General features: G+C 36.6%; 16 protein-coding genes. 12 read left to right on the forward strand and 4 right to left on the reverse strand.

Translation table 11 applies throughout. The features are described from left to right. Positions 1 to 281 precede the first annotated feature (281 nt). The 4 genes from ADIARSV_RS01880 to ADIARSV_RS01895 are packed head-to-tail and all read left to right on the forward strand — an operon-like array spanning position 282 to position 6,140. The gene (locus tag ADIARSV_RS01880) at positions 282 to 872 is read left to right on the forward strand and encodes an RNA polymerase sigma-70 factor (protein ID WP_016193648.1); all 591 of its coding nucleotides are present in this window, start codon (positions 282 to 284) and stop codon (positions 870 to 872) included. Positions 873 to 910: 38 nt separating this feature from the next. Continuing rightward, positions 911 to 1,930: a FecR family protein gene (locus ADIARSV_RS20330; protein WP_016193649.1), complete on the forward strand. Its 1,020-nt coding sequence runs from the start codon at positions 911 to 913 to the stop codon at positions 1,928 to 1,930. Positions 1,931 to 1,935: 5 nt separating this feature from the next. Continuing rightward, positions 1,936 to 5,238, forward strand: coding sequence for a TonB-dependent receptor (locus ADIARSV_RS01890; RefSeq protein WP_016193650.1), 3,303 nt, complete (start codon positions 1,936 to 1,938; stop codon positions 5,236 to 5,238). Positions 5,239 to 5,294: 56 nt separating this feature from the next. Then, on the forward strand, positions 5,295 to 6,140 hold the full coding sequence (locus ADIARSV_RS01895) for a metallophosphoesterase family protein (protein WP_016193651.1): 846 nt from the start codon (positions 5,295 to 5,297) through the stop codon (positions 6,138 to 6,140). 175 nt (positions 6,141 to 6,315) lie between these two features. On the opposite strand, the gene ADIARSV_RS01900 is transcribed toward ADIARSV_RS01895, so the two are convergent. The 3 genes from ADIARSV_RS01900 to ADIARSV_RS01910 all read right to left on the reverse strand — a co-directional run bounded on the left by ADIARSV_RS01900 (position 6,316) and on the right by ADIARSV_RS01910 (position 9,283). Beyond that, complete coding sequence (locus ADIARSV_RS01900) at positions 6,316 to 7,623, reverse strand: spondin domain-containing protein (RefSeq protein ID WP_016193652.1); 1,308 nt, start codon at positions 7,621 to 7,623, stop codon at positions 6,316 to 6,318. Between the two features lie 123 nt (positions 7,624 to 7,746). Next, positions 7,747 to 8,535, reverse strand: a complete 789-nt coding sequence (locus ADIARSV_RS01905) for a molybdopterin-dependent oxidoreductase (protein WP_016193653.1) — start codon at positions 8,533 to 8,535, stop codon at positions 7,747 to 7,749. A 25-nt stretch (positions 8,536 to 8,560) separates the two neighbouring features. After that, complete coding sequence (locus ADIARSV_RS01910) at positions 8,561 to 9,283, reverse strand: cytochrome b/b6 domain-containing protein (protein ID WP_016193654.1); 723 nt, start codon at positions 9,281 to 9,283, stop codon at positions 8,561 to 8,563. Positions 9,284 to 9,498: 215 nt separating this feature from the next. Here ADIARSV_RS01910 and ADIARSV_RS01915 point away from each other — a divergent pair, with 215 nt between their 5' ends. Then, a complete protein-coding gene (locus tag ADIARSV_RS01915; RefSeq protein WP_016193655.1) occupies positions 9,499 to 10,098 on the forward strand; it encodes a sigma-70 family RNA polymerase sigma factor in 600 nt (199 codons plus the stop codon). 4 nt (positions 10,099 to 10,102) lie between these two features. Beyond that, entirely contained in the window at positions 10,103 to 10,378 is a 276-nt protein-coding gene (locus ADIARSV_RS01920; protein WP_016193656.1) for a hypothetical protein, read from the forward strand. Between the two features lie 71 nt (positions 10,379 to 10,449). Here ADIARSV_RS01920 and ADIARSV_RS01925 read toward each other — a convergent pair whose 3' ends face one another. After that, a complete protein-coding gene (locus ADIARSV_RS01925; protein ID WP_016193657.1) occupies positions 10,450 to 10,821 on the reverse strand; it encodes a winged helix-turn-helix transcriptional regulator in 372 nt (123 codons plus the stop codon). Between the two features lie 117 nt (positions 10,822 to 10,938). Between ADIARSV_RS01925 and ADIARSV_RS01930 the strand changes: the two genes are divergently transcribed. The 6 genes from ADIARSV_RS01930 (at position 10,939) to ADIARSV_RS01950 (ending at position 16,220) form a co-directional block, all read left to right on the forward strand. Further along, positions 10,939 to 11,544, forward strand: coding sequence for an FMN-dependent NADH-azoreductase (locus ADIARSV_RS01930; protein ID WP_040298779.1), 606 nt, complete (start codon positions 10,939 to 10,941; stop codon positions 11,542 to 11,544). A gap of 199 nt (positions 11,545 to 11,743) precedes the next feature. Next, complete coding sequence (locus ADIARSV_RS01935; protein WP_016193659.1) at positions 11,744 to 12,433, forward strand: hypothetical protein; 690 nt, start codon at positions 11,744 to 11,746, stop codon at positions 12,431 to 12,433. Continuing rightward, complete coding sequence (locus ADIARSV_RS01940; RefSeq protein ID WP_016193660.1) at positions 12,430 to 12,654, forward strand: hypothetical protein; 225 nt, start codon at positions 12,430 to 12,432, stop codon at positions 12,652 to 12,654. Before ADIARSV_RS01935 ends, ADIARSV_RS01940 begins: the two co-directional genes overlap by 4 nt. Before the next feature lie 45 nt (positions 12,655 to 12,699). Beyond that, complete coding sequence (locus tag ADIARSV_RS01945) at positions 12,700 to 13,128, forward strand: agmatine deiminase family protein (RefSeq protein WP_016193661.1); 429 nt, start codon at positions 12,700 to 12,702, stop codon at positions 13,126 to 13,128. After that, positions 13,097 to 13,270 carry an agmatine deiminase family protein gene (locus ADIARSV_RS22760; RefSeq protein ID WP_016193662.1) on the forward strand — a complete coding sequence of 58 codons (174 nt, stop codon included), beginning with the start codon at positions 13,097 to 13,099 and terminating at the stop codon, positions 13,268 to 13,270. The genes ADIARSV_RS01945 and ADIARSV_RS22760 overlap by 32 nt, the downstream gene beginning before the upstream one ends. A 415-nt stretch (positions 13,271 to 13,685) precedes the next feature. Beyond that, entirely contained in the window at positions 13,686 to 16,220 is a 2,535-nt protein-coding gene (locus tag ADIARSV_RS01950) for an NACHT domain-containing protein (RefSeq protein WP_016193663.1), read from the forward strand. The last annotated feature ends 146 nt before the right edge of the window (positions 16,221 to 16,366 follow it).

Raw genomic sequence — 16,366 nt, forward strand, 5'->3', positions numbered from 1 at the left:
CGTATTGTTTAGGTTGAAGTGGATTCATACTGTTTTTTTTATGTTCTAACTGATCAAAATTTCCGGAGCAAAAAACATACTGAACATACGCATATAAGTTGAATACTGCAATTGAGAAGTAGATCCTTCCTTCACAATAGTGAGTATATGAGCCGAATTGAATCACTAATCAGCTCATTAAATAGGCGGTGCGGTAAGCTAGTAAGATCAATTTCATAACATGAAATAAACATACAGTTTAAGCTGACCTGATACTTTTGGACGAAAGAATTCTCAAGGTCATGCAAAGGTTTATTTGTGATAAAGAAGCGAATGATGCTTTAATCCAAGGCGATATAAATGGGCTCGAATATATGTACAATCGCTATTATAGCGAGATCAGAACTTTTTTGATTCCCTACTGTCGATACGATGAAGATGCAGAAGAGCTTACCCAGGATACTTTTTTAAAGCTTTGGGAATTCAGAAACAAAATAAACGGAGATCAAAATACCAGGAATCTTCTTTTTACCATTGCAAAGAACAAAGCGCTGGATGAAATCAGAAAATTCAAAACCGTTGAAGCTAAACTTAACCAGATTCGCTTAGAAAAAGAACAGCACTTTAGCACCATGGACGAGGTAGTATTAGCCGACTACCAGAGAATCCTCCAAAGTGCCCTCAGTAAACTTCCTAAACGCAATTTGGAAATCTTCCACCTCAGCCGAAGCGAGTACTTAAGTAATAAAGACATTTCTTTGGAGCTTAATATTTCCGTAAAAGCAGTAGAAAAACAGATCACCAAAACATTAGCCATCTTGCGCGTCTTCCTTAGAAACCATCAGATCTCCGCCTTTTTACTTATTTCAAGTATATATTTTTTTCAGAGGTAGGGTAAGACTATTGCTTATTCGTATAAGCAGTATACCCGATGAAAGAACAACCCCTTAAAGCAGAATTACTAAGCAGGCTTACCAAAAATCAGCTCTCTGATTCAGAACGCGAAGAATTTTTACAATGGCTTTCCGGCCAAACACCAGACTATCAAAAAGCCTTTTTGAATGCACACCTTACAACCCTTGGCAAGCTCCATTCTTCGGCAGATTTGCCTATTCCCGCCTTCCAAATCCTAAAGGATAGAATTCAAAAGAAAGCAAATTCAACTAAACAGATTAGGTTATGGATTGGAAGAGTCGCAGCTGTACTGATCCCCTTTGCAATCTATTTTTTAGCATTAAGACAAGAAATCAAAGACCCGATTCCCTTAAACAAACAACCAGCTCAACTAACTTCAATCAAAATATTGAATGTAAAAAATACTGGATCAATTAACTATTCCCTATTACTGGGGGATAAAAGCGAGGTTATTCTTGAACCAGGTGCAACTTTAAGCTATCCGGAGAAATTCAATTCGACAAAGAGAGAAATGGCCCTTACAGGGAAAGCTTTCTTTAAAGTAAGGCACGAAAAACTCAGAGCATTTATAGTAAAGAGCACTGATCTTTCTATTGTCGTACTTGGGACATCCTTTTGGGTAGATGCTTCATCTAAATCCATGAAAACAACCGTAAAAGTCAAAACAGGAAAGGTAGGTGTTCAACACCGGACACAAGGTACACTCTATTTATTACCGGGAGAGACAGCTATTTACAGCAAAAAATCGGGCAAATTAAACAAGATCTCTCCTAAGCATACAGATCCACTAACAATTGATTTTCATCCGACCACTGCACTTTCTTTTAATGGAACACCGATCAAAAACGTTTTTGAAGAGCTTTCCATTAATTATAAAGTTAACATCAAGCTCGACCCAGGAATAGATACTACGCTAAAAGTAAGCTTGAATACACGAGGAAAATCCATCAGCACCATACTGAAAGAAATCACGAATCAACATCCTATCACCTATAAAATGACTACGAAAAGCATTTATATCAAACCCAATAAATAAAAACCATGAGTGCTGGAACACTCATGGAATTAATCACCAACAAAGGTCAGAGCGACCCCTATTATTCAGAAACTAAAACTATGAAAAAAACAAGTACGTTTTTCCGTAACCATGTCCGAATATGCGCATCGTTACTCATTCTATCCCTAATGTCTTTTTGCTACCTGAAATCTTATTCCCAGGGAACTACATCGTCAGGGATTAAGGGCTACATATATGATAATCAAAATCATGCCCTCCCAGGTGCAATTATTACCGTTATTAATGGCCCTTCCAATATCAGGTTCGATGCAACATCTAATGAAAAAGGCGTATTTGTATTGCAGAACCTACCTGTTGGCGGACCCTATAGTATTGAGATTAAATACATCGGGACCAAAAAATACACAGAGCAAAACGTATCGCTTCCCTTAGGGCAGGTATATTCCCTGAAGGTATTCCTGGAATCTGAAGATGTTAACCTCAACACAGTTGAAATTAAATCCGCACGAGCAGGTTCAGCCAGAAACCTATCCAAAACAGGCGCCTCAAAAAATATCAGCCGTACAGATTTAGAACGCTATCCCTCTTTAAACCGGTCATTATCAGACTTTACACGTTTTACACCACAGTCGTCCGGTCTTTCTTTCGGTGGAAGAAATAACCGCTACAACAACATCCAGATAGATGGCTCTCAAAATAACGACATCATGGGCTATGGTGTAGGTGGTGGAACCACTACTGGTGCGCCAGGCGGACAAGCAGGTACACAGCCAATCAGCTTAGATGCCATTGATGAAATACAGGTAGTACTCGCTCCCTTTGATGTCAAACAAGGTAGTTTTACAGGGGCAGGAATCAATGCAGTTACACGACGGGGAACGAACACCTTTAGTGGTTCCGTTTATACCTATGGCAAAAATGAAGGTCTTGTTGGTAAAAGTCCTGACGCCAACAGGAACAAGTTTAACGAGTTTAGTGATGCCCAATATGGCTTCCGTTTAGGTGGTCCCATTATTAAAAACAAGCTTTTCTTCTTTGCAAATGCTGAAATCAGCAGAAGAAATGAGCCGCTATTATATAAGGCGAACAGAGGAACAGGTGCATCAGACGAATCTCTGGTTCCAGCAGAAACGGCACAACAGATTTCCGATTACCTGAAAAGCCAGTATAACTACGATGCCGGCAAATTTGACGATATTAGTAAGCAAACAAATAGCGAAAAAATGTTTGCCCGTCTGGATTACATCATTAACTCGAAAAACAGATTGACATTAAGGCACAACTATGTGCATGGAGAGCGCGATGATATTGCAAATGGGATCAATGCACTTCGTTTTGAAAACAACAAATACATCCAAACCAATTCGACCAACATTACCGTCGCTGAACTAAACACTTACTTCTCTAATGATATTGTCAATAATTTAATCATAGGTTACTCTAACATAAGGGATAACCGGGAGATTCCAGGAAGTCCTTTCCCACAAGTGTTAATCCAATTGGGTGCTGCCGGTACGATTACCGCAGGCACAGAGGGTTATTCCCCATCTGCCAAACAAACGCAAAATCTATTTCAGTTAACGGACAACCTCGACATGATCCGTAATAATCATCATTTTACCTTTGGTACCCAGAATGAGTTCTTCCGCTTTGATAATCTATTTATTCAGAATATCTGGGGAAATTATACCTACAGCAGCCTGGCGTCTTTTTTAAACAACCAGGCACCTTCAGTATATCAGCTCACATACTCAAAAATACCAGATGTAACTATACCAACATCCATTTTCAGAGCGATGCAGTTAGGCTTTTATGCGCAGGATGAATATACAGTACAGGATGGATTAAAGGTGACCGGCGGATTAAGAGTAGATATTCCAATTTTCCTTGACAAACCATTACAGAATACCGCATTTGCAGAATCATTTGTTGGCATGGGATTAAAGACGGATAGCAAGCCAGAATCTAGATTGTTATTTTCTCCACGATTAGGATTCAACTGGGATATCAATAATGACTCCCAAACTATTTTAAGAGGTGGAAGTGGAATCTTCACAGGACGCCTTCCTTATGTTTGGTTGGGCAATGCATACAATAACTCAGGTGTAGACCTTGGCCGTATAAATGCTACAGGTACAGCAACCGCCCCTATCCGTTTTTCAGGGGATGTAAATAATCAGCCAAAAACACCTACTGTTGCCACCTCCGAAATTGATCTGACTGATGAGAACTTCAAAATGCCACAGGTATGGCGCTCTAACCTGGCTATTGACCAGAAACTACCCTTTGGTTTTGTCGCAACTCTTGAAGGTATTTATGGAAAGGAACTTAATGCCCCTTTCATAAAAGATCTGAACCTGGTTGAACCAACTGCAAAACTTGATGGTGATGGTCGGGATCTATACCCATCCGGTACTGCTAGGTTGAACTTCCCCCAATACACCAATGTATTTTTACTTACCAATACGAATAAAGGCTACCAATACAGTCTTACCGCACAGTTGCAGCGCAACGTAACTCAGGGAGTATCAGGATCTATCGCTTACACCTATGCGCATTCGAAAGATATATCCAGTATGAACTCCACTATTGCCTCAACCAACTTTCGTAATAATACCATTATCAATAATCCCAATAACCCTGGTTTAACATTCTCTGACTGGAACCTGGAGCACCGCATCATCGGCAATGTATCTTACCGCATCGAGTACTTAAAAAGTATGGCTACAACAATCGGTTTGGTCTATAATGGACAATCAGGTCTACCTTACACCTACCGGTTAAACTCAGATATCAATAATGATGGACAGACTCAGAACGATGCCATGTACATCCCTAAATCTCAGGATGACATTGTTTTATTGCCTACCAATGCACAGGACTTACGTACACCGGCGGAAATCTATCAGCAACTGAATACTTTCATTGAACAAGATCCGTATTTGAGTAAACACCGGGGAGAATATGCAGAAAGAAATGGAGCCCGGACACCATGGTCACACATTTTCGACATGCATCTTGCACAAGATTTCTTCATTAGTTCAGGTAAGACCAGACACAATATTCAGTTTACATTTGATGTATTCAACGTAGGAAATATGTTAAACAAAGACTGGGGATTGGTTAAACTTCCTTCAATTACTACTGCGCAACTACCCGCAACGCTGAGTGGTGCCATATTAACTTTTAGAGGATTTGAAAACCCAGCAACAGCTAATGGCAGATCCAGGGCAACCTACAGTTACAACCCAGTAAACAGTTCATTTGTGAATGCACCGTTTGAATCCAGATGGAGAGGACAAATCGGAGCAAGATATAGTTTCTAAAACCTAAAAGGGGCTGTTATCCATCGGCAGCCCCTATCTACTACTAAACATATATTATGTCAAACAGAAGATCATTTATCAAAAGCAGCGTAGCCGGATTATTTCTAACACAAATTAATCCTGTAACCGAATTATTTGCTGGAGTCGATCAAAAATCATTACCTGATGCACAACAAAAAAGCAAATTAAGGTTTGCAATTGCTTCAGATGGACATTATGGGCAGCCTAACACCCCATATAAAGAAGACCATCAAAACATGATTGGATGGCTAAATGAAGCGCATAAAAAAAGCCCTCTTGATTTTGTCATTATAAATGGAGATCTCGTACATGACCGACCGGATCTTTTAACTGAGATCAAACGAGATTATTACGATAAGTTGCACGTCCCATTTTACGCAATCCCCGGAAATCACGATCATGCAGATGCGGCGCTATGGAAATCTATCTTTGGACGTGAGTATAACTTTTCGATTGAAAAGAACGGTGTTGGCTTTATACTTGCCAATACTTCAGATACAAAAGGCACCTATCTCCCTCCGAACAATGATTTTATAAAAAGTGAATTAGAGAAGTTCAAGACACTTCAAACCGTTTTTGTAGTATTACATATTCCTCCTCATATCTGGGTTCCCCAGAATCCTTTCGTAGATGGTCCGGAAACAATAGAATTACTACACCGGTACACCAATGTCAAAGCAGTCTTCCACGGTCATGATCATAGTCTTGACAGTGTTTTTTATACCAATAAGCTGCCCCATTTCTTCGACTCACACATCGGAGGCAGTTGGGGAACCACCTACAGAGGCTACCGAATCGTTGAAGTAAATGAAGAAGGTAAAATCACAACCTACCAGGTAAATGCAAGTAAAAATCCGGTTTTAAATGACACTAAATTCTGAATAGCTCAAGCTAATCACAATAACTTCATACAAACTTAACATTCCAGGGGGCAACTGATGGTCTTTTCCCAAAATGAATTTATATTCTTTTTCAAGTATGATTAATGTGTGATAACAGAGTTTTTAATCTGTCACCACACATTATTTTTACACTTTGTAAGAAGTAGATTAGTGATTATTGCAATATTACTCGTATAATATCTGTAATAGCAGGTAAAGTAGTAAATGCATTTGGGTTTGGAACAGCTGCAATGACCTTACTTTCTTTAAGCGGAGTACCGGCCAAGTTAAATTGCGTAATTCCTGCACCTGGAAATTGGTTTATTGCTGTTCCGTTATCAAACAGACTCATGCTCATTGAAATATCGCCTTTTTGAGTTGCATCAATATCATCACCTGAAGTAGCGAAAAACCAATCGTTTGAAAATCCATACATCGTTGCAATTGCTAATTTATCATTCTTAGAAACGCTTATTTCCTGGGATACTTTACCACCTGCCTGATTACCAATTATTGGTAGTAATACTTTAGTAGCGGGATCAGGAAGGACGTACACCGCTTTAATACCTGGTTTGCCTTTTAAGTAATTGGCAAGTGTATCTGCATTTCCCATTTGAGCCAATGCCTTAAGCCCCTGGCCACGATCTACTTCTCCAACTTTATAGATAGGGTTTTCAATTCCATTATAAACAACCACAAGTATGGGTGAAAGAGGTGTAAATATCCCTGTAATGGTTTTCAAATAATCACATAAACGTGTGTTACTACCCATTTCTGCTATATCAGTCAGGCCATTAGCTGTAGGCTTGCCACTTGAATAAAGTGGGGTTGCATTTTGCAGATTCTCACCTACAACATAAGACACTGCCCAAACACCCGGACTTAAGGGAGTCTGGTTGGCCGTTCCTCCTGATGTATTTTCAAGGGTTAAATTAAATACAGAGTTACCTATATATTTCAGCGTTGCTTTAATTAGATTTGACGCAGGCAAATAGGTATTCCCCTGTGCGTCAGTTCCTTTTACCTCGGTAATAATTTTGCTATCGGCAACTCCCGGATGGTTTACGTTTGCACCTGGTGCCTGATTAATTCTTGTTCCGTTATCCCAAAGTTTTACTTGTTCAGAGACATCTCCTTGAATCGGATTTCCATTTGTATCATATACCAGTATGCCTGGATTTAAAGGGGCAAAAAACAGATCGTTAGACCAGCCATACATTGTAGCAAAGCTTATTGCTTCTTTTCTGGCAGCAGAAAATTCAATTGTAACAGACTGTCCGGGTAAAATAAGGTTAGATGGACTGCTCCCCTTAAATTCTCCTGACTCGACAAGTGGTTTTGATACTAATACATTTTCTACAGTGATGGTTGTCTTAGTCTCTGAAGAATCATCTAAACCCATCTCGTTTTTTTGACAGGCTGCAACTGTAAATAGTATCATTGTTACTGCAGCCCATTTTGGAGTTTTTTGAATAAGTTTCATATGTTGTTTTTTACTCTTTGTCGCATCTTTTAGCTTTTCCTTACTACAATTTTAAAAAGGTTTCAAACGACATTTCAGAAAGCAACCATTAAACATAAAAAATCAATTCACTCCTACTTACATTTATAGTCCAGAATAATAATCATATCCCCTTTCAGCCCAATAGTCTTTAGGGCGTTTGTCACTAAATGAGATCGTACCAATACGTTTCAAATTTTTGATCCCATATTTTACCGGAATGATAAGTCGCAGGGGAGCACCGTGAACATTGCTTATAGGCTTGTCATTCATTTCATAAGCGAGGATAGTTTGTGGATGTAAAGCACTTTCAGTGTCCAGACCCACATAATATTCACCGTTCGGAGTCTCCATGCCAACGTAAGGCATCGTTATCTGATCCTCGAGTTTAAAATGCCCAATTAAGTCGATAAACTTAACACCAGCCCAATGCTGAATCTGATCCCAGCCTTCCACACATTTAAAATCAAAAATCAACTCTGTTTTAGGAAGCGCTTTAATGTCATCAATAGTCAATCTAACTACCTGACCATTATTTTTTTTGATCTCTAAACGCCAGGTTTCAACGTTAAAACCTTCATCGTCAATGCCAATATCACTATTTACCCTTATATTTTTAGCTGCACGGTCTTTTGAATAAGTCTTTACCAGGTGGTTATTACTGTAGAAGTTTCTAAAAAACAGCTCTGTTTTGTTTAAAGCACGACGTAATGGTTTGTGGGCACCTGCAGTAACTCCGGTTGATTCTTGAGGAGAATTATATAACCATTTCCAGCCTACCGCTGCAGCACTGCTCAATGCAAAAAACGCACTAAAAGAGATGAAATTTCGTCTATTAATTTTTTGATTAATAGTTAGTTCTTTTTTTTGTTTTTTGAATTTTAAGTTCTTCATTGAATTTGTATTATCCCTTTTGAAACTAATTTTCTTCAATTTTACCATCAGCAGGCGAATTAGAACCAGGTTGTTTTTCCGGAGTGATTAGTGGCTGTTGTTCCACTAACTCGAAGCCTGATATCACTGATCTGAAATTATTCCATCCAGCCATAAGCACCTGAAAAATATGGATCATGAAGAAGAATACATAGCCCATTGTTAACGTAAAATGAAGTATTCTTGCAAAATTATAACCACCACATAACCAGCATAACCAGTAAAACTGTACCGGTTTGTAAATAGCCAATCCTGTAACAACAGAACCAAACCCCATAAAAATTATAGCAGTATATGCAATGCGTTGAGCTGCATTATATTTGTTCTGCGGAGGTAAAGTTCTTCGAATGTGTAGATCATGCAATAGTACCAACCATGCTTCTTTAAATGAATTTTTTTTTGGCATTAATTCTTTCCATTGCCCCGAAAAAAGTGTGTAAAACACATAAAGAATTCCGTTGATCGTAAAAAACCACATGAATAAGAAATGGAAGGCCATTCCTTCAGCTAAGTGGTGAGGAATATTCAAGAACTTATAAAACCACTCCGGAAAAAAAGCAATGAAAGTGAATCCAAAAATTGTGATGTTGTAAGCGTCATTAGCCCAATAAATCAGCATTCCACTCCAGATCATAATTGTTAGGATAGGGAAATTAACCCAATGCGTCCAACGCATTAGAAAGGAATGTTTTTCTTTAATTACTTTCATTTATAATTGAATTAATCATTTCGCTGCAACAAAAACGCAATTAATTTAGTTAATAAACAGGTAGGAATTTCATAAGCCTATGCTATACTAATTTACCAATTTGTCGCCTACTTTATAAAACCCTTACAAAAAATATGAAATAAATTGTAAGGTGACTGAGTGAATTCCGACAAAGAAAATAAAGATCAGCTCTATTCAACTAACAAAATTCCTTTATGCCAAGCGATAATAATGAAACTTTAGCAATAGAAAATACCATTAATCCTCATTTGTGGGTTATTAAGTATGCCGATTATTTATATAATTATGCCATCACTCGTGTAAACGATGAAGAGCAGGCAAGGGATTTGATTCAGGACACATTCCTGGCAGCACTGAACAGCATGAATAAATTTGAAGGCAAATGTTCTGAGAGAACATGGCTTACATCAATCTTAAAGAATAAAGTGATTGACGTATATAGGAAAAATTCAGTAGCATTTATAAAGAATAAAGTGATAGATCAGGAGGAGGAAGAACATGATTACTTTAATCATGAATATGGGAACTGGAATATCGAATACAGACCAAAAGAGTTTGGGATCGAACAATCAGATGCCCTTGAAAACAAAGAGTTTCAGCATATTCTCAAACTATGTATGAAAAAACTGCCTTCACTATGGCTTGCTGTTTTTACCATGAAGCATATGGATGATGAAACAACAGAAAAAATCTGCAAGGAGCTAAAAGTATCATCATCTAATTTTTGGGTAGTCATTCACCGGGCTAAGGTTAATCTCAGAGCCTGCCTTCAAAAGAACTGGATTCAAACTTAAGTACATGAACGAATTAAAGAAAATAGCATACAATTGCCGCAAGGCTACCTTTTTGATAGAAAAAAAGCAAATAGGAACGATAACACTAAGAGAAAAACTCGAGTTAAAAATACATCTGGCTGGTTGTTCAATATGCAAAACATTCCAAAAACAAAGTATCATTATTAACTCAATGGTTAAAAATCTTTTTAATTCTTCCGATAATAGTGTACTAAAATTGGATGAACAGTTTAAAAAAACGTTACATGAGCGCATAGAAAAATACTTTAAAAACAATTAAGATTATTTGTAAGGTCTTTAGTTTTTATACGACCAATAAGCAAAACAATAAACTCTAATTAACTCCAAAGATCAAGACTGTTTCCGCATACTTTGCTTCACTTTTTCCCTGTGCTGTCCGCCCCAGGCACTTAGTTCACCTATCACACTTTTTAATGTCTGGCTATACCCCGTCGCTTCATAAATAATACTTACAGGGGTGGTTGGATATACATTACGGGTGATAAAGTCGTTCAATTCCAGATCTTTCAGTTCTTTCGCTAATACCTTGGCGGAAATACCACTTACTTCCTTCTGTATCTCATTGAAACGCTTTGATGATTGCACCAGAGAGAGAATCAAAGCCAGCTTCCATTTGCCATTTAGAACATAAAGTGCGTCAATGACGTTTCTTAGCGAGCCTGCACACTCCTGACGGTTAGGAAGTACCTCATTTCTAATCATTTTCATACCTCAAAGGTAATCACTTACCTCAACGTTACCGCTTACCTTTGGGTAAGTACTATCATTTCATCACCTGGTAACCATACTTTTGCTTTCAATAATTAAGCAAATAATTTTATGAAACACATCCTTCATTTAAAGTCAAGCCTTCAAGGTGCAGCATCGTACAGCATCAAGTTGGGTCACACGATCGTAGAAAAAATTCAAGATAAGTATCCAGGCAGCTCGCTTGAGGAGTTAAACCTCGTTGACATGGAAATCCCCCACCTTACCCCGAACAACCTTCGTACATTCTTTATTCCTTTGGAGCAGCAAACTGAGGAAGATAAAAAAGCAAATCGTCTATCCGATTTACTAGTGAAGCAACTACTGGCAGCTGATATTATCGTCATTGGTGCACCGCTAATCAATTTTACCGTTCATACGTCACTTAAAGCATGGATTGACCATGTTACCAGGCCAAAAGTTACATTTGGTTACGGAGAAGATGGTCGTCCTATCGGAATGGTAACCGGTAAAAAGGTCTATATTGCCATGTCTTCAGGTGGTATTTATTCAGAAGGACCAGGAAAAGCAAACGACTTTGTTGCACCTTACCTAACGGCTTTCCTCGGCTTTTTGGGCATGACTAACATAACAGTATTCCGTGCAGAAGGACTAAAAGTACCCGGAGTAAAGGAGTATGCTATGGGAAAAGCAATTGATAGTATACAAATCGATTAAATCGCCAAAATGAAATTAGGGTGCTCTGTTAACAAAGACATCTACGATGCATAAGCTGTTACACTTTATACTATTTCTTTGGATGCATAACCAAACTTTTTCTTGAAGGCATAAGAAAAGTGCGACAGAGAACCGATTAAATATAGTGAAGGATTCCACTATAACTCTGCTATATTTGTTAACCACCTAAAACCATTATATGGATTTTTTAAAAGTTAATTACGAATCGCAGAAAACAATTCTAGCAAGCTTCGATACAATAGCAGATAAGTTTTCCAAGGACATCCAATTAAAAGTCAATGATGAATATTACCGGATAGTCGATTTTGAATTTTACACCTATTCCGAGAAGTTACCAGACCCTCACACCTACAAGAATGATCTTCAACTGCAATCGAACAAGCTCTACTTGCACGGATCAGGAATAGATATCACATTTGGTGATGGGAAAAACTATGGAGGCATTTTAATACGCAGCGTCGTAAAACTCTATGGTGGTTCAGACCCTAAAAGCGGTTTTATGAAAAAGCAATACGATGGACCACAAAAGGTAGCGACTGAACTGTTTTCAAACTTTAACTTATTGAACGGCAAAGGTGTGAATACCATACAATTCCTAGACATTGAAGGTCATAATCAGGATTGTTCGTTCGTTCCCGGAATGAGCATGTTGAAAACAAGTCGTTTTGGTCTTACACCAAAGGCAAATGATCCATTAGGTTTTTATCTCAACCTTAAATTAAGATATGTTATACTTCTGAAAGCATTTCCCAATTTTAGCCAAACGATAAAAGACAAAGAGACTGTTGTGAAAAGGATGCTAAAAAATGGAGAATTAGATATAGAACAAGCAAATCTTATTCTAGGTTACACCATGAAATTAGTATGATCCAAGATAAAGAAAGCAATCTGCTGTACCTGGCAGATTGCTTACCTAAGAAAAATCCAATTTTCTTTAAAGCATTTGAACAGTTACTACAAGATAACCATACTCCATTTAACCTGATTCCAGATACCAAAGACATCTGGGCAGTTGATTATATGCCTATTCAGCTTGAGGTTAATAAGTTTATTCGTTTCATCTATAACCCTGATTATCTTCAATCATAAAAGTGGCTTAAAACAATTTCAGATGTTCCTCTAATACTGAACAAAATGGGTATTGCTGCAGAGACCTCTAAAATTGTCTTAGATGGCGGTAACGTAGTAAAAGGGAAAGACAAAGTTATTTTGTGCAACAAGGTCTTCAAAGAGAACCCCAACTATAGTGAAAGAGCCCTAATTAAGGAGCTAGAAGAAACTTTTGAGGTAAGTAAGATCATATTCCTTCCCTGGGACAAACATGACTTCACAGGCCATGCTGATGGCATGGTTCGGTTCATTAATGATGATACCGTTCTCATTAATAAGTATACCAATGAAAGTCCAGATTTTCAATTAGGAGTACGCCTGGCATTGCATAATGCGGGACTTAAAATTATTGAACTACCTTACAACCCTTACTCAAATCTTTCAAATAAAGATGCAAGTGGTATACATCAATTATCTGCAAATGAGCGGACTTGTAATCGTTCCTACATTTAATATCGTTGAGGATGATGAAGCAATTAATCAGTTAAAGGAAGTATTTCCCAATGATAAGATCTTAAGTACAGATTCTTCAGAAATTGCTAAAGAAGGAGGAATTCTAAATTGCATTTCTTGGAATATTAAAACAGATGGCTGAATACTAGTAGTAGCCGTGGAAAAATTGGGATTCAAGAATTAAATAGTTTGTAAACGCGCTCATATGCTTTGTTCTTCAACATAAATATGAGTTTCACATCAGAGTAATCAGACATCATTTTCCGCAATCTACATTCTTGTTCTATCAACGAAAAACTTTCACTAGGATTTCTTTAAGATTCCGTGACAAAGAAGTAACGGCAATTGAGCAAGTTCATATTCTAAAATCACTGAACAATTAAGAACTTACCGAATAAAAGATTTGCATTAAAAATCCTTTCTGCTATTAGTATAGGCTTTTTTCAAACGCTTACTCAAAGATATCCTAACTATAGTCATTGAGCACCCTTAACGCTTTATAATTGGATCTATTTTAATAAACTATTGAAAAATAAATAGTTAAGTTTTAATTTTACATGAAACTAGCGATCATGAATTTTCTAACAGACCTTCCATTAACCTCTATACCAAAGGAGCTTGGTTATGTTATTATTGCTTTAATTTTACTATCTACTATTACAGACATTCCACTATTTATTTACAATTTTTTTGTTCCGTTTTTTAAATTAATTGGATTAAAAGCCGATTCAACAACTGAGAATTTAAAAACACCTAGCAACAGGAGAAAAATTCCGATCACTGCATTATTAGAGAAAAAGCTAATTTGCACTCATCAAAAAATCTGCGACACTTACCTTCAACCATTACTTTCTTATAAACAAAAAAACGTATCTTGGTTTATTAACAGACAAAGCGACAACGATGAGACCGAAGAATACATACCTCACTTCGAAAAATTCGACTCTAGGGAAATAGAACATCTTTTTGATAAAACAACTTTTACAGTCATTTGTGGTTTGCCAGGTACAGGTAAGTCGTCGGTTGTGTTCGATTTTCTCAATAAGGAATTAAAAGGTGATAGCATAGATTTCCTGGTTTACTTTAATATAACAGAGATAAAAACCACTGCTCCTGCACTTCTTGAGGGGATATCTGACAATTCATTTGAATTATTATGGAAAAACGTATTATACGCTGTCAATAGATTTTCATCAAACGTAAAGCATCGCCCTTCGCCTAATCTAATCAGTTATTTTATTAATTATGGGAAGTGCTATTTCATTCTGGATGATTGTGATGATCGTCAACACATTCATAACTTAATGGAACTTTTTAACAATTATCTGGACATTTATCATAAACATAACAAAAATTTTAAAATTATAATCACTACGCGAGCGCAGCAGGTGAAAACAGAGCAACGAATTATAACTTTAAAGCCATTAAACATATCAGAAGCAGAGGCATTTTTTTATAACCTCGCAAACCGATTGCATATAAAACTCAATACGCAAGATTTTTTTGATATTGTAGAAGGCGGAAAATCACTTTTAAGTTTTCGAAACAAATACACTCAAAACCCTCTATTTATTGAAATTGTCATTTACATCATTAAGGAAAGAGGTTTCAGAAACTTAAAAGATATATTTCAAAAATCTGTCGCAACTGTTTATAGAGAATTCATAAAAACATTAAGTACCAAAGGCAATCAAATCTCATATGACAAATTTTATCCTAAATTCTGTTTATTGGGATATCTTGCCGCAGCCAGAAATTTAATTGAATTTGAATTTAACTTGATTGAAGAATCATTTGCCGGATATAATGAAGTAGATATAGAGTTCTTGCATACAAATGGATTATTAATAAGGCGCAATATAGGTGGCAAAAACTGGTATTCTTTTATACATCTTACTATACGCGATGTTCTATATATTGATTATATTGTATCACAAAGTAAGTTTGACATCTTTGCAAATGTTAATTATTTAGGTGAAGAATTTATTTATTATCTACGCGAGGAAATACGTCACACTAATCAATACTGGGAACTGGCTAAACACAATATCAGATTAGCAATTAATGTCCAGAATGCTGATTTCATAAAGAAGATAAGTAACAACTCACTATTATCATTTCAAATACAAATAATTGGCAATGCCCTTCAACACTTTGTATTTGATAAAGATGATAAAACAGAACCAAAAGAAATAGTACAGTTTATTAAATCTGTTCCAGGATGGGAGAAGTACCTTGATCAATGTTTATTAGAGATAGTTCAAAAACAAAGTTTCATAATACATCATGCAGCAAGCATTCTATTACAATTGAAACCCACTCTTATTAGTGCATTCCTTTTTGAGCAAGTTAAAGAGGGGAAATATCATAAAAATGTTGCGGGTTTAATTAATGAACAAAACCTAGTAATTACCCGGATGTTTTCACAAATAATGGAAACGCCAACATTTACACCTGATATGCTAACATTATGGAGTTTTTTATTATCTTCGAAAATAAGCCCAAATAGTACTTATGCAAAATGGTTTTTAAAAAACCTACATATTATTCCTGACAGTTTTTTAAACTCATTATTAATTGACAGTCACATTGTTAATAATATAGTTCTTCCAAATTATGAAAATACCAGTGTCGAAAAAAGTATAGCTCTTAACCATGCCTTAAGAAATCATATTTGGGGATGGGTCTTTGTTCCAAAGGGGTCTTACAGCCGCTCAAATGCAAGTTTATATAATCACTGGTCATTTCTTGTTAAAATCCAACCGAATATATTGTTAATTACAGCAAAAGACCATTATGCCGCTGAGATGAAATCGCTACAATCAATTGCTAAACAATTGATGTCATTTGAGCAGCTTGATATTGCTTACCGATTTTTCAGCAAATCAGACACGGATTTTTTTAATCCACATGCAATTATTGGCTTAGGTAGCTCTCTAACGAGAGGAATTTCGTATGAGGCTTACAAAGAAAATAATAAGGGAAAATTATTTTTTGCACATATACCTAGTAAAAATACTTCTATATCAAAACAAATTGATACAGGAAACTTCAAACAAAATGTTATATACCATGAATTTAAACATTTATAGCAATTTCATTATATGCTTCTCATATAAATATAAGGGGGCTTCCAATAACCTACCTTAATTTATGAGTACAAAAAATCGAATAAGCGCGCATAAATGATTAAATTTAGATATGAAAAAACGGGAAAAAACTCTCTTTGATTTTATGG

It is taken from the genome of Arcticibacter svalbardensis MN12-7, assembly GCF_000403135.1.
Classification (GTDB): domain Bacteria; phylum Bacteroidota; class Bacteroidia; order Sphingobacteriales; family Sphingobacteriaceae; genus Arcticibacter; species Arcticibacter svalbardensis.

What these genes read in the sequence shown, in the direction of transcription:
- ADIARSV_RS01880 (WP_016193648.1), top strand. Translation starts at nt 282, where the DNA reads ATGCAAAGGTTTATTTGTGATAAAGAAGCGAATGATGCTTTAATCCAA.
- ADIARSV_RS20330 (WP_016193649.1), top strand. Translation starts at nt 911, where the DNA reads ATGAAAGAACAACCCCTTAAAGCAGAATTACTAAGCAGGCTTACCAAA.
- ADIARSV_RS01890 (WP_016193650.1), top strand. Translation starts at nt 1,936, where the DNA reads ATGAGTGCTGGAACACTCATGGAATTAATCACCAACAAAGGTCAGAGC.
- ADIARSV_RS01895 (WP_016193651.1), top strand. Translation starts at nt 5,295, where the DNA reads ATGTCAAACAGAAGATCATTTATCAAAAGCAGCGTAGCCGGATTATTT.
- ADIARSV_RS01900 (WP_016193652.1), bottom strand. Translation starts at nt 7,623, where the DNA reads ATGAAACTTATTCAAAAAACTCCAAAATGGGCTGCAGTAACAATGATA.
- ADIARSV_RS01905 (WP_016193653.1), bottom strand. Translation starts at nt 8,535, where the DNA reads ATGAAGAACTTAAAATTCAAAAAACAAAAAAAAGAACTAACTATTAAT.
- ADIARSV_RS01910 (WP_016193654.1), bottom strand. Translation starts at nt 9,283, where the DNA reads ATGAAAGTAATTAAAGAAAAACATTCCTTTCTAATGCGTTGGACGCAT.
- ADIARSV_RS01915 (WP_016193655.1), top strand. Translation starts at nt 9,499, where the DNA reads ATGCCAAGCGATAATAATGAAACTTTAGCAATAGAAAATACCATTAAT.
- ADIARSV_RS01920 (WP_016193656.1), top strand. Translation starts at nt 10,103, where the DNA reads ATGAACGAATTAAAGAAAATAGCATACAATTGCCGCAAGGCTACCTTT.
- ADIARSV_RS01925 (WP_016193657.1), bottom strand. Translation starts at nt 10,821, where the DNA reads ATGATTAGAAATGAGGTACTTCCTAACCGTCAGGAGTGTGCAGGCTCG.
- ADIARSV_RS01930 (WP_040298779.1), top strand. Translation starts at nt 10,939, where the DNA reads ATGAAACACATCCTTCATTTAAAGTCAAGCCTTCAAGGTGCAGCATCG.
- ADIARSV_RS01935 (WP_016193659.1), top strand. Translation starts at nt 11,744, where the DNA reads ATGGATTTTTTAAAAGTTAATTACGAATCGCAGAAAACAATTCTAGCA.
- ADIARSV_RS01940 (WP_016193660.1), top strand. Translation starts at nt 12,430, where the DNA reads ATGATCCAAGATAAAGAAAGCAATCTGCTGTACCTGGCAGATTGCTTA.
- ADIARSV_RS01945 (WP_016193661.1), top strand. Translation starts at nt 12,700, where the DNA reads ATGGGTATTGCTGCAGAGACCTCTAAAATTGTCTTAGATGGCGGTAAC.
- ADIARSV_RS22760 (WP_016193662.1), top strand. Translation starts at nt 13,097, where the DNA reads ATGAGCGGACTTGTAATCGTTCCTACATTTAATATCGTTGAGGATGAT.
- ADIARSV_RS01950 (WP_016193663.1), top strand. Translation starts at nt 13,686, where the DNA reads ATGAAACTAGCGATCATGAATTTTCTAACAGACCTTCCATTAACCTCT.